General features: G+C 60.2%; 14 protein-coding genes. 4 read left to right on the forward strand and 10 right to left on the reverse strand.

Features of this window, described 5'->3' with window-relative positions; genetic code table 11:
- Window position 1 precedes the first annotated feature (1 nt).
- Both ACR0DB_RS17835 and ACR0DB_RS17840 read right to left on the reverse strand, forming a co-directional pair.
- A complete protein-coding gene (locus tag ACR0DB_RS17835) occupies window positions 2-1,183 on the reverse strand; it encodes an aminotransferase class I/II-fold pyridoxal phosphate-dependent enzyme (protein ID WP_480552337.1) in 1,182 nt (393 codons plus the stop codon).
- A 107-nt stretch (window positions 1,184-1,290) separates the two neighbouring features.
- The gene (locus tag ACR0DB_RS17840; protein WP_170791217.1) at window positions 1,291-2,619 is read right to left on the reverse strand and encodes an amidase; all 1,329 of its coding nucleotides are present in this window, start codon (window positions 2,617-2,619) and stop codon (window positions 1,291-1,293) included.
- Window positions 2,620-2,672: 53 nt separating this feature from the next.
- Between ACR0DB_RS17840 and ACR0DB_RS17845 the strand changes: the two genes are divergently transcribed.
- Window positions 2,673-3,935: an FAD-dependent monooxygenase gene (locus ACR0DB_RS17845; RefSeq protein WP_480552339.1), complete on the forward strand. Its 1,263-nt coding sequence runs from the start codon at window positions 2,673-2,675 to the stop codon at window positions 3,933-3,935.
- Here the strand turns inward: ACR0DB_RS17845 and ACR0DB_RS17850 are convergent.
- From ACR0DB_RS17850 to ACR0DB_RS17875, 6 genes are all read right to left on the reverse strand, one after another.
- A complete protein-coding gene (locus ACR0DB_RS17850) occupies window positions 3,932-4,111 on the reverse strand; it encodes a Trm112 family protein (protein WP_170355381.1) in 180 nt (59 codons plus the stop codon). The genes ACR0DB_RS17845 and ACR0DB_RS17850 overlap by 4 nt on opposite strands.
- Window positions 4,108-4,749 (reverse strand): LON peptidase substrate-binding domain-containing protein, encoded by a 642-nt coding sequence (locus ACR0DB_RS17855; RefSeq protein WP_480552341.1) that lies wholly within the window; start codon window positions 4,747-4,749, stop codon window positions 4,108-4,110. Before ACR0DB_RS17855 ends, ACR0DB_RS17850 begins: the two co-directional genes overlap by 4 nt.
- Before the next feature lie 27 nt (window positions 4,750-4,776).
- Window positions 4,777-5,694 carry a thioredoxin gene (gene trxA, locus ACR0DB_RS17860; RefSeq protein WP_480552343.1) on the reverse strand — a complete coding sequence of 306 codons (918 nt, stop codon included), beginning with the start codon at window positions 5,692-5,694 and terminating at the stop codon, window positions 4,777-4,779.
- 76 nt (window positions 5,695-5,770) lie between these two features.
- A complete protein-coding gene (locus ACR0DB_RS17865) occupies window positions 5,771-6,559 on the reverse strand; it encodes an exodeoxyribonuclease III (protein WP_480552345.1) in 789 nt (262 codons plus the stop codon).
- Between the two features lie 75 nt (window positions 6,560-6,634).
- Window positions 6,635-7,627 (reverse strand): NAD(P)H-dependent flavin oxidoreductase, encoded by a 993-nt coding sequence (locus tag ACR0DB_RS17870; protein WP_480552347.1) that lies wholly within the window; start codon window positions 7,625-7,627, stop codon window positions 6,635-6,637.
- Between the two features lie 250 nt (window positions 7,628-7,877).
- Window positions 7,878-8,564: a response regulator transcription factor gene (locus ACR0DB_RS17875; protein ID WP_170355386.1), complete on the reverse strand. Its 687-nt coding sequence runs from the start codon at window positions 8,562-8,564 to the stop codon at window positions 7,878-7,880.
- Window positions 8,565-8,726: 162 nt separating this feature from the next.
- Here ACR0DB_RS17875 and ribA point away from each other — a divergent pair, with 162 nt between their 5' ends.
- Window positions 8,727-9,821 (forward strand): GTP cyclohydrolase II, encoded by a 1,095-nt coding sequence (gene ribA, locus ACR0DB_RS17880; RefSeq protein WP_480552349.1) that lies wholly within the window; start codon window positions 8,727-8,729, stop codon window positions 9,819-9,821.
- Complete coding sequence (locus ACR0DB_RS17885) at window positions 9,818-10,318, forward strand: L,D-transpeptidase family protein (RefSeq protein ID WP_480552351.1); 501 nt, start codon at window positions 9,818-9,820, stop codon at window positions 10,316-10,318. The genes ribA and ACR0DB_RS17885 overlap by 4 nt, the downstream gene beginning before the upstream one ends.
- Here ACR0DB_RS17885 and ACR0DB_RS17890 read toward each other — a convergent pair.
- On the reverse strand, window positions 10,302-10,961 hold the full coding sequence (locus ACR0DB_RS17890) for a YggS family pyridoxal phosphate-dependent enzyme (RefSeq protein WP_480552353.1): 660 nt from the start codon (window positions 10,959-10,961) through the stop codon (window positions 10,302-10,304). The genes ACR0DB_RS17885 and ACR0DB_RS17890 overlap by 17 nt on opposite strands.
- 102 nt (window positions 10,962-11,063) lie before the next feature.
- The gene (locus tag ACR0DB_RS17895; protein WP_480552355.1) at window positions 11,064-12,128 is read right to left on the reverse strand and encodes a porin; all 1,065 of its coding nucleotides are present in this window, start codon (window positions 12,126-12,128) and stop codon (window positions 11,064-11,066) included.
- Window positions 12,129-12,411: 283 nt separating this feature from the next.
- Between ACR0DB_RS17895 and ACR0DB_RS17900 the strand changes: the two genes are divergently transcribed.
- Window positions 12,412-12,903: a DUF3576 domain-containing protein gene (locus tag ACR0DB_RS17900; RefSeq protein ID WP_480552431.1), complete on the forward strand. Its 492-nt coding sequence runs from the start codon at window positions 12,412-12,414 to the stop codon at window positions 12,901-12,903.
- Window positions 12,904-12,949: the final 46 nt, after the last annotated feature.

Genomic DNA, 12,949 nt, shown 5'->3' on the forward strand with positions numbered 1-12,949 from the left:
CTCACGAATAGATGCAGTCGCGGAGCGTGATTAGCCCCTGCTGCAACTCTGTTTTTGGAGCCACAAGCGCGGCCCGTATAAAATGCTCGCCCGGGTTTTGCCCCGGATCGCCTTGGGAAAGATATGCGCCCGGTAGAACCCGAACCCCGGTATCACGCCACAGCTTCAATGCGGTCTCTTCGCCGTTGTCGACCGGTAGCCACAGGAAGAACCCGGCCTCGGGTGACATGTAACCTTGCACGCCCGCAAACACCTCATCCGCGATAGCGTATTTTTCCTGATAAAGCGCGCGGTTTTGGATGACATGCTCTTCGTCGGCCCAAACACGTGCAGCGGCGGCCTGCAACGGCAGGGGCAGTGGCGATCCGGCATAGTTGCGCAGCTGCTTGACCCGTTTGATCGTATCCGGCCCGCCCGCAATCAGACCCGAGCGTAACCCTGCCAGGTTCGACCGCTTCGAGAGTGAGTTGAACAGCACCACACGTTCGGGGTCTGCGCCCATCTCTTGCGCGACGGTCAGGGCGCCCACTGGTGCCTCTTCACGGTAAATCTCGGAATAGCATTCATCCGCAAAGATGCGGAAATCGTACTTTTCGGCCAACCCGATGAGTTCGGCCCAATAGTCGCGCGAGGCCACAGCGCCCTGCGGGTTGGCGGGCGAACAGATATAAGCCGCGACAGTGCGGTTCAGCACATCCTCGGGCAGGCCTACATAGTCGGGCAGATGGCCAGTGGCGGCAGTGGCCGATACAAAAACAGGTTCCGCCGCGACCGAGATCGAGGCTACCATATAGACCTGATAGAACGGGTTCGGGCACAGGATGACCGGCTTCCGGCCATTCTTTTCCTCGGGGCACAGCGCCATGGCGGCGTTATACAACCCCTCGCGCGTGCCGTTCAGTGCCATCACGTTGGTGTCGGGGTCCATCGTCACGCCATAGCGGCGCGCGATCCAGTCGGTGATCGCGCCACGCAGCTCGGGTGAGCCTTCGTTGGGCGGATAACCTTGAAACCCTGCGGCATTCTCAGAGATGACATCCGTCACCCAGGCCGGGAAATCATGCATCGGCGCGCCGATAGTCATGTGAATCACATCGCCGCCCGGCTGATGGTGGTCCAACAGGGTGCGCAGACGCGGGAAAGCGTATTCCGGTAGGTTCGAAAACCGCTCGGGGAAATTCATATCTACTGCCTCAAGTTCGGGATCATACCGCCCCGTTTTAAGGCAGGTTACAGGCCGCACCCCACTTCGTCCAGACAAAGTGGCGGCGAATCAGGGGATTGTGGCATTCAGGCCAATGCCGCCTCGGCCGCTGATCCGATCCGTAGCAGAGCCTCCTCGGACCCCGGATAGCCCATCATCATCAACCCGCAGCCCGGTGTTCCTGTCGGCAAGGTCAGCGCGGCCAGACCCATCAGGTTGCCGATCCGCGTGTTGCGCAGGGCCAGCAGGTTTTCGGTGACGTAGTAGTCGTGATCGGTCAGCAAACGCTCCAGATTGGGCGGCAGAATCGGCGCTGTTGCAGCCAGAACAGCATCAAACCCGGATGTGGCCGCATCCCAGGCAGCGCGAGAGGCCTTCAGCTTGGACCACGCCGCGATGTAATCCGCACCCGAGACATTCTTGCCCGTGCGGAACCGTTCGAGGATTTCTGGATACATCGCATCCGGGTTGGCTTCGATCACATCGCGCCACAGCCCATAGGCCTCGGTCGTATAAAGCACACCAGACAGCGCCATCGCATCCGCCAGTTCGGGCACTTCCAGCGGCACGATCTCGGCCCCTGCATCGCGCAGACGCTCCAGCGCGCTGTCATAGGCGGCACGAGGAGCGTCGCGCAGGTCATCCTTGGCGATATTTTGCAGATCGGCAAAGCGGCGCCCTTTCAGGCTGGCCCCGCGCAGATCGGCGGGTGTGCCGCCTTCCAACAGGGCCAGCATATGCGCGGCATCCTCAACCGACCGGGCCAGCGGGCCCACAGTGTCGAAGCGCAAGCACAGCGGCACCGTGCCTTCAAGACTAACCCGCCCTGCGGTTGTTTTCAGACCCACCAGATTGTTCCATGCGGATGGAATACGAACCGAGCCTCCGGTGTCGGACCCAATCCCACAGGCCGCCAAGCCCCAAGCGACCGATGCCGCCGCGCCCGAGGATGACCCGCCCGGCACGGCATCCACATCATCAATGCAGGGCGGTGTGTCGGTGATGGGGTTCAGACCAAGGCCCGAGAAGGCCAGCTCGCTCATATGAGTTTTGCCCAGACAAACCGTGCCCATGGCCGTGGCGTTGCGCACGACTACCGCGTCCGCCTGCGGCACCCGGCCTTTCAGCAGGGCCGATCCGGCCTCGGTCCCGGTGCCCGCGGTATCGAACAGGTCTTTCCAGCTGATCGGCACCCCGTCCAGCAGTGACCGGCGCAGGCCCAGCGCGGCGCGATCCTGCGCGGCTTTCGCCTCGGCCCGGGCGCGATCATGGGTGACGCGCGCATAGATGCGGTCGCGGTAGGGATGGGCGTCGATGGCGGTCAGATAGGTCTCGGTCAGCTCGACCGGGTCAATCTGGCCCATACCGATCCCCCGCCCCAGATCACACGCCGTCATGGTCAGCCAGTCCTGCATCCCTACCCCCTTGGAAATTCTGCTATGAGGCGACGGTAGCGACAGGACCGCACATGGACAATCCCGAAAGGGCGCGCATATTGCGAGGCATGGAACACAAGACCGATATCCTGATCATAGGCGGCGGGCTGAACGGCCCGGCTTTGGCTTTGGCGCTGGCCCAAACAGGGCATTCTGTCACCGTGATCGACAGTTTGGCCCAGAAAGTCCGCAAGAACGCGGCGTTTGACGGACGTGCCTATGCGCTGGCGCTGGCCTCGCAACGGCTGCTGGATGCCGTGGGCGTGTGGGGCAAGGTCGCCGATCACGCCCAGCCCATGCTTGAGATCAAGGTCACGGATGGACATGCGGGTGCGGGTCCTTCGCCGTTCTTCATGCATTTCGACCATGCCGAGATCGAAGAGGGTCCGATGGGCTACATGGTCGAGGATCGCCACCTGCGTCGTGCCTTTCTGGACGCCATGGCCGAGGAGACCCGGATCACGCAGATCAACGGACGCACAGTTGTCGCGCAAGAGGCTGACGCGACCGGCGTGACCCTTACACTGGATGATGGTGCGACCGTTTCGGGTGGGCTGCTGGTGGGCTGCGATGGTCGTCGCAGCGGCACCGCCGCGCGCGCAGGGATCAAGCGGATGGGGTGGGATTACGGCCAAACCGCGCTGGTCTGTGCGATTGAACATGACCTGCCCCATCACGGCATTGCCCATCAGTTCTTCATGCCCCCCGGCCCGCTGGCCATCCTGCCGCTGACCGGCAATCGCAGTTCGATCGTCTGGAGTGAACGGTCTGATGCCGCGCAACGGATCAACGTCCTGCCCGAGGGTGACTATCTGCAAGTCCTGCGCCCCCGGTTCGGCGATTTTCTGGGCGACATCCGGCTACAAGGCGATCGGTTCACCTACCCGCTGAACCTGACCATCGCCAATTCCTTTATCGGCGACCGCATGGCGTTGGTCGGGGATGCCGCCCACGGGATGCACCCGATTGCAGGCCAAGGGCTGAACGCCGGTCTGCGCGATGTGGGCGCATTGGCCGAGGTTCTGACCCTAGCTGGGCGACGGGGTGAGGATATCGGATCGGTGCTGGTGTTAGAGCGTTATCAGGAGTGGCGGCGCTTTGACACGGCCTCGCTGGCGATGGCGACAGACGTGTTCAACAAGCTGTTTTCAAACGACAATCCGCTTCTGCGTGCAGGCCGCGATATCGGGATGGGAATCGTCGGATCACTGCCAGGCCTACGACGCGGCTTTGTGCGCGAGGCCGCAGGGTTGACCGGAGACCTGCCGAAACTGCTGCAAGGCCGCGCGATCTAGTCCAGCTCGCGCGCCTCATCCACCAGCATCACCGGAATGCCATTGCGGATCGGAAACGCCAGCCCGGCGGCTTTCGACACCAGTTCTTGTTTGTCCGCATCATAGTGCAGGGTCGTGTGGGTTTGCGGGCAAATCAGCGCCTCGAGCATGTGGCGGTCAAACGCGTGTTCAGTCATTGCAAATGTTCCTCGCTCGATCCGCCGCGCATGGCGAATTCGATCAGTGTTACCAACGTCTCGCGCCGCGTCCGTAAGCAAGGGGCCTCAAGCAGGGCTTGTTTTTCTTCGGGGTCGAAATCCAGCAGCATAGACAGCGAATTCACAAGCAACTCATCATCCGCGTCTTTCAGCGTATCCCAATCGGTCGAAAGATGCTGCGACGAAAAGAATTTTTCCAACAGATTCAGGAAGCGCAGGCGATTGAACCCGTCATCCTGTTCGGTTTTGCCAAGGTCCCGATCGAACCCGTCCCATGACACCGCGCACCGCCGATAAGGGGTAAAGGCGTCAAGTTCAGATTTCACCCGAAACCTGGAAATGCCGGTCAGCGTGATCAGATAGCGCCCATCCTCGGTTTCAGAGAACTGCGTGACGCGTCCGGCGCAACCGATCTGATGCAGTTTGGCTTCGTTGCTCTGACAGGGGTTCGGCTGCACCATTCCAATCAGACGCTCGGGCGTCTTCAAAGCGTCGTCCAGCATCTGCAAATAGCGCGGCTCGAAAATGTGCAGCGGCAGGCGCGAACGGGGCAGCAGCAACGCCCCGGGCAAAGGAAAAACGGATACCGTTTCCGGCAGGTCGGCGGGATGCATCATAGACCGGAGTGTAGCTCTGTTCAGAAATTAGGCAAATATCATCGAGCTAAGTTTACGCCGCCCGTTCAAAACAATCGGGTCATTTGGCTTGAGCGCATCAAAGATCGTGAAGAGCTGCGCCTTGGCGGCGCCGTCATTCCACTCGCGGTCGCGGCGAAACAGGTCCAGCAATTGCGCGACGGCCTCTTCCACGTCCCCGTTCGCGTGCAGCGCCTGCGCCAGATCGAAGCGTGCCTGATGGTTGTCGGGGTCCGCCTCAACCGCCGCAGTCAGCTCGGCCACGGGGCCCGCATCCGCAGCCTGCTTGGCCAGTTCCAACTGCGCATGGGCGGCTTCCAGTTCCGGAGTGTTGGAGATTTCGGCCGGGGCCCCGTTCAGAATTGCCTCGGCCTGTTCCAGATCATCTGCGGCGATATGCGCGCGCACCAGACCGCCATAAGCGCCGGCATGGTTGGGATCTTCGCCCAAAATCGCGGCAAAAGTCTGGGCCGCATCGCTTGCCGCACCTTCGGCCAGCATTTCCTCGGCCGCCGCGACAGCTTCGTCCAACTGACCACCGGGGCTTTCGCCGCCTGCCGCCTCGATCACCCGATCAACGAACGCTTTGATCTCGGACCCCGGCAGCGCGCCCTGAAACCCGTCGACAGGCTGACCCTTGAAAAAGGCATAGACCGTCGGGATCGACTGAATGCGCATTTGCGAGGCGATCATCTGCGCCTCGTCCACGTTGATCTTGACCATCTTGACCGCGCCCTTGGCGGCGGTGACGGCCTCTTCCAGCATCGGGCCCAGCGTTTTGCACGGGCCACACCACGGGGCCCAAAAATCGACGATGACCGGCACCTCTTGCGAGGTTTCCACGACGTCGGCCATAAAGGTGGCCTCGGACCCGTCCTTGATCAGGTCGGCAGCGGCAGAGTCGGGGGCGGTATTCAGAAGATCCATGGCAGTCACTCTTTCGTTCGAACTTGCGCCCTATATGCAACCGCAACAGGCAGAAACCAAGGGCTGACTTGCGCGATTACAGGTCGAATGTGGCAAAGACCGGGGCGTGGTCGCTGGGTTTCTCCCATCCGCGCGCGTCGCGCAGAACGCGGCTGGAATGTCCCGCGTTCGAGATATCGGGCGTGGCCCAGACGTGATCCAACCGCCGCCCCTTGTCCGCCGCATCCCAGTCACGCGCGCGATAGGACCACCAGCTATAGAGCTGCCCTTCGGGGATGTCCTGACGGGTAACATCAACCCAACCGCCTGCATCCTGCGTCTCAGCCAGCGCCTCGACCTCGATCGGGGTGTGCGAGACAACCTTGAGCAGTTGTTTATGCGACCACACGTCATCTTCGCGTGGGGCGATGTTCAGATCGCCGACCAGAATGGATTTTTCGGGCTTTTCAGCGCGGAACCAATCGCGCATGTCGGCGAGGTAATCCAGCTTTTGCCCAAACTTTTCATTCACCTCGCGGTCGGGCACATCGCCACCGGCGGGGACATAGAAGTTCTGGATGGTCACTCCATTTTCCAGCCGTGCCGCAATGTGGCGGGCGTGGCCGAGACTGGCGAAATCCTTGTCGCCCACCTCCTCCATCGGGATGCGGGACAAGATGGCGACGCCGTTGTAGCCCTTTTGCCCCCGCGCGACCATGTGGGTATACCCCAGTTCGGCGAAGCCTTCGGTCGGGATCTTCTCGACCGGTGACTTGCACTCTTGCAGACACAGCACATCTGGGGCCTCTTCCTGCAACAATTTCAGCACGATAGGCTCGCGCAGGCGGACCGAGTTGATGTTCCAGGTGGCAAGAGTAAAGGGCATGGGGGACTCCTCTGTCGCGGTTGAGCGCGACGTTAGCGCGGTGCGGGGCGGGGTGCCATCGGAAAAACCGGTATGTCAGAGCCGGCATGGCACCGCATTCAGCAGGGCTTGCGCCTCGTTGAATATCTCATCGACGATCTGTGCGGCGGGCATCACCTCGCGCACCATCGAAACGCCTTGCCCGGACCAAAGCGACATTGCCTCGACATCGCCCTGTGTTTCGGGCAGCGGGGTATAGCTTTGGTACCGCACCACGGCCTCACCATCAGGACGGTGGCCGATAATTTCCTGTTCGTTGGGACGCTGGCCCGGCGCGGCGGACCCTGCGTCTTTCCACTTTTGCGCGGTGGAATTGGTCAGCGCGCGATGCGGGGCTTGCGGCCATTTCACATCATAGAGGTCGTAGTACCATTCGGTCTGCGCCTCGGTCGCGTTCAGGACGCGGCGGCGGTATTCGTCATGAATCGTGGCCTCAACGCTGGCTAGAAACCGGGTGCCGACCCAAACGGCCGAAGCCCCCAGCATCAACGCAGCCGCCATGCCGCGCCCATCCGCTATGCCCCCCGCCGCAACAACCGGAACCGAAACCGCGTCCACAACGGCGGGAATCAACGCCATGGTGGCGACCTGGCCCCAGACGTGGCCTCCGGACTCCCACCCTTGGGCGACAATGATATCTGCGCCAGCCTCTTCCGCCGCCTTGGCCTCGGCTGCGTTGCCGACGCTGGCCATCACCAGCAAGCCGCCCGTTTTGGCTTTGGAAATCGCCTCAGGCTCCATCCCCCAGAACAGCGAAACCGCGTGAACCTGTTTGTCGATACAGGTCTGAAGCTGTTCCTCATACGGAAATTCAAGGTTGATATTGACCGCAAAGTTCCGGTCCGTCAGGGCACGCACCGCCTCAATGCCGCTTGCAACCTGCGCCGCGGGCTTGCCCCACAACGGGATGACGCCATAACCGCCCGCATTGCAGACAGCCGCCACCAGATCCGGTCCCGCCGCGCCCCCCATCGGCGCTGAGAAAATTGGCTTTTCAATCTTCAACAATTCACGAATGTCACTGGACAAATCCCATCCCCCCCAAAACGATGGGCCGAGTTGGCACCGGTACCGTGGGACAAGTCAAGCGCGTCCGGAATTTGGGTGGTCACGGACGGTGGCCGGGCGTCATACAGACTCGTTCCACAAAAAAAGGCCGGGCCATCAGGCCCGGCAGTCCAACAGGGAGGTGCATGTCATAACCCGGACATGCGCGGGTTGGGAGTAACTTAATGATGACTTCAGGGTATCACTTTGATCCACATCAATCCACCGGCAGTTAAGAGACCAGACGGTATCCGCCCGATTCTGTGACCAAAAGGCGAGCATTGGACGGATCAGGCTCGATCTTCTGACGCAGGCGATAGATGTGGGTTTCCAGCGTATGGGTAGTGACACCAGCGTTGTAACCCCACACTTCGTGCAGCAGCACGTCGCGCGCGACAACGCCATCCGCCGAGCGGTAGAGGAACTTGAGGATGTTCGTCTCTTTCTCGGTCAGGCGGATTTTGCGATCCTCCTCTGTGATCAGCATCTTCATCGCAGGCTTAAACGTATACGGCCCAAGAACAAAGACGGCGTCTTCGGACTGTTCGTGCTGGCGCAGCTGGGCACGGATGCGGGCCAAAAGAACCGGGAACTTGAACGGCTTAGGAACATAGTCATTGGCACCGGCATCCAGGCCCAGAATGGTGTCGGCGTCGCTGTCGTGACCGGTCAGCATCAGGATCGGGCTTTTGACGCCCTGCTTGCGCATCAGGCGGCACAGCTCGCGCCCGTCCGTATCAGGCAGACCGACGTCCAGAATAACTAGGTCATAAATCGCCTCGCGGGCTCGCTCCATGGCCGAGGCACCATCTGACGCTTCGAACACGTCAAAGTCTTCTGTCATCACGAGCTGCTCACTCAGCGCCTCGCGCAGGTCTTCATCATCATCCACCAGCAGGATTTTCTTAAGCTGTGCCATTCCCGGTCCTCCTAAGCCTTTTCGGACACTTGCGTGTCGAATATGCAATCAACAAGGTTTGCTGCAATCGTCTCACGCCCTCGTGTCCGGCGAGTAGGAATTATTTCACATTTCCTGCGGATCAGGATACAGAAAGAGGCTGATCGTTACAGGGTAACATAAATGAGTCTTATCCCCGACATATCGGAACTGCTGGCACGCGCCCGCGCGGACCTGCGTATGGGTGTCCCGGTCGTGCTAACGGATGACAGTGGGTTCAGCGTGCTGGCCATTGCCTCAGAAACCCTGAACGCCCAACGGCTTGCGGATTTGCGCAGCCTTGGCGGCGAGCCAGTGGTTGCAATCACCGTAAGACGAGCTGAGACTCTGAAAGCGCGGGCCTATGATGGTGATCTCGCGCGGGTGGTCATTCCGGCAGATACCGATATCGGTTGGGTTCAGGCTGTGGCCGACCCTTCGGACGATCTGAATGCACCTATGAAGGGCCCCCTGATGACGGAACGTCAGGGTAATGCCAATCTGCACCGCATCGCCATTGCGCTGACCAAATCAGCGCGTCTGCTGCCCGCAGCCGTTGTGGTCCCGGTCGAGGACGGGCGCGCATTTGCCGCGGCGCACGGTCTGACCTGCATCGACCACACTCGCGCCGCACCGCATCTGGCCGATCGCAGCATCCTGAATGCCGTTGTCGCCGCGCGCCTTCCGATGGAGGTGTCCGAGGCAGGCCGGTTGCACGTGTTCCGCCCCGAAGATGGCGGCGAAGAACATTACGCCATCGAAATCGGCCGCCCGGACCGAAGCAAACCAGTATTGGCGCGGCTGCATTCGGCCTGCTTCACCGGCGACCTGATGGGCAGCTTGAAATGCGATTGCGGCCCGCAACTGCGGGGGGCACTGGCGCAGATGGGTTCGGAGGGCGCCGGGGTGCTGCTCTACCTCAACCAAGAGGGGCGGGGCATTGGGTTGGCCAACAAGATGCGCGCCTATTTCCTGCAAGATCAGGGGTTCGACACGGTCGAAGCCAACCACCGGCTGGGTTTCGAGGATGACGAGCGTGATTTCCGATTGGGTTCGGATATTCTGAAATCGCTGGGGTTCAACTCGGTCCGGTTGCTGACGAACAACCCTGCCAAGATTGCGATGATGGAGAAAACCGGCATCGCCGTGACCGAACGTGTACCGCTGAAGGTGGGCGAAACCGCGCATAACCGCGGATATCTGGCAACCAAGGCGGCCAAGTCCGGCCACTTGCTGTGACCCCGCAAGATCTGGTTCTGACCCCGCGCGGCGTTCGGTTTGCCGGGCGTATGTTTCCTTGCTCAATCGGTAAAGGCGGGCTGAGCAACGACAAACGCGAGGGCGATGGGGCGACCCCGACCGGCATTCATCACATCGTCGGGCTTCTGTACCGACCGGATCGTGTTGTGGCGCCGATCTCTTGGGCGATCCCGACTGGACCGCAGGATCTGTGGTCCGATGACGCAAGCGATTCTCGATATAATCAATTGGTACGTGCGCCCTACCCGTTCAGCCACGAGAGACTGCGCCGCGCTGATCCGCTCTACGATGTTGTGCTGCTGACGGATTGGAACTGGCCCAATGCAGTTCCGGGTCGTGGGTCGGCCATTTTTCTGCATCAATGGCGGCGACCCGGATTTCCGACCGAAGGTTGCATTGCCTTTCGGCGCGATCATCTGCACTGGATCGCGAAAAGGGTGCTGCCCGGGACGCGGGTAGTTATTCCTCGGGCCTGACGCGTTCGCCAAAGATCGCCGAGCCGACACGCACATGGGTTGCACCCAAGGCGATGGCCTTTTCGAAATCGTCGCTCATACCCATCGACAGCCCCTCAAGCCCATTGCGGGCGGCAATCTTCGCCAGCAATGCAAAATGCAGTGCGGCTTCTTCATCGACCGGAGGGATGCACATCAGCCCGACGACCGGCAGATCCAGCGCCCTGCATTCGGCAATAAACGTGTCAGCTTCGGATGGTATAATGCCAGCCTTTTGCGCCTCTTCCCCCGTGTTGACTTGAATGAACAGGTCAGGGCACGCGCCCACTTCTTGCGCCAATCGTGCGAGGGTCTTGGCCAGCTTGGGGCGATCAACCGAGTGTATTGTACTGAACAGCTCGATCGCCTGACGGGCTTTGTTGGTTTGCAACGGGCCGATCAGGTGCAAATCGACATCGGGATATGTTTCCATGAAACCGGGCCACTTTCCGGCCGCTTCCTGCACCCGGTTTTCCCCAAAGCACCTTTGGCCCTGCGCCAGAACGTCCAGTACGCGGTCGTTCGGCTGAACCTTGGACACCGCGATCAGCTTGACACTGCCAGCAACGCGTCCTGCGTCGGCCTCGGCCTTGGTGATACGGGTTGAGATATCGTGCAGCGGCATGGGTTACCTCGAATTGACCTGCGCGCAGGAAAACACCAAGTCGGCGCAAAAGAAAAGGGCAGGTCCGAAGACCTGCCCTTAAACCATGCGGTTCAGCTCAACTTAGAATGCAAAGAATGCACCGAAGTCTGCGCGCAGTTGCGAGTCTTCACATGCGTCGCAGTCGCTGTTGCCGATACCACCGCGCAGCGATGCACCGCCACCCAGGTCGTATACCGCGCCGATACCATACTGCTGAGTGTCGCCGTCTGCGTTACCGTCGCCGTAAGCGAAGCTCAGAGTTGTCGCGGCGCCCAGGTTGTAGGCTGCCGACACACCCCATGCAGTGCCGTCTGTTTCAACTTCACGAGTTCCGATGATGGTAGTCGGTGTGTCTTCGTCTGCAACAAACCCAGTCAAATTCCAGTCACCGAAATCTGCACCCAAGGTGAAGACCAGCAAGTCTGAATCTTCGCCGCTGTCACCGCCGTCGGTTTCACCATAGGCCAGCGCCGCAGTAACATTGTTGAAGGTGTAAGTTACGCTAACGTCCCAGCGGTCGCGATCTTCGGTACCGCCCAGGCCATCGTTCAAGAACAGAGTATTCTGGTCATAAGACGCGCCAAACGCGAAATCGCCAACTGCATACTGGAAGAACACAGCATTCGAACCCGAGCCGGTCGACGAGAAGGCTAGGAAGTTATAGTCAACACCCGAGTACTGACCGATGAAGCTTTCCAGACCGGGCTCGTTACCGTAGTAGTTGGCCAAGTTGTCGAAGGCACCCGAAACGTTACCCGCGTCAACACGCAGACCTTCGTACTGAACGGTGAAGCGTGCACCGCTCAGCTGAGCCGAGCCAGCTTCGCCTGTGCTGGCGTTTTCGTCAGCCTGCAGACGAACACGAGCCGAGAACTCAACGCCGCTATCGGTATCGACAACGCCGTCGATGTTCAGGCGGAAACGCGAGACCAGGATGGTTTCGTCAGCTTCTGCAGTCGTAGCAACGGTTGTTGTCGCCGTGCCGCCGTCGATTGTGGTGATGGTGATATTGGTAGTACCAGTCGCGTTTGCGCGATCTTCCAAGTACCCGATACCAAAGCGACCGTAGCCGCTGAATTTGATTTCGGCCGACGCCATGCTTGCGGTTGCCAGCAGAGCGGTCGATGCGAAGAGAACTTTTTTCATCTTGTTTCCCTCGGTTTCAAAGTTTTTCTACTCGACACATGTCTTTGCACGTGTCTCAGCACGGGAACCGTTTCGCTCTTTTTGCCCCCTTCACGCAAGCTTGGCATAAAGCCTCGCGCCCTATTGGCCGCGGATTGGTGCAAGGATGCCACAGTTGATTGCCTGGCCCGCCACACCAACAAACCCATCCTTAGAGTGACAAGAATAGGCTTGTTGCGGCACCTGACCTTGTCTAGGAGTATCTCTGAACGAGTGAGACCCAATGATACAGGACCCTTCGACGATGCGCCCGCAGACGATTTTCGGTATGATCCTTGTGACCGCCCTGGTGTCATCTTGCGGGCTGGGCAACTCTGAACCACCGAACCCAAACCTGCAACTTTCGTCAGACGGCACCAGCACTGCTGAGCGCGAGTTGAATGACCCGAATCGCTCGACGATCTGGGATGTGTTCGATACCGCCGATGCCGAGCAGGTCACCAATGTGAATCGCTATCTGTGGTCGGCGTCTCTGGACATTCTGAACTTCTTGCCTGTCGAAGAGGTGGACCCGTTTACCGGTGTAATCGTAACGGGTTATGGCACACCTCCGGGTGGTGGCCGTCAATATCGCGCCACAGTGCATATCAGTGATCCGGCCCTCGCGGCGCGTTCGCTTTCGGTATCGCTTCAAACCAGCGGAGGCGCTCCTGTCAGCGCTGCAACCACGCGCGCGGTTGAAGATGCAATCCTGTCTCGTGCCCGTCAGTTGCGGATTGCGGACAACAAGCTCTAGCCACCCGCTGCAAATCACAATATTACCACGCCGGGCTCTGTCCCGG

It is taken from the genome of Ruegeria sp. AB6 (assembly GCF_056542685.1).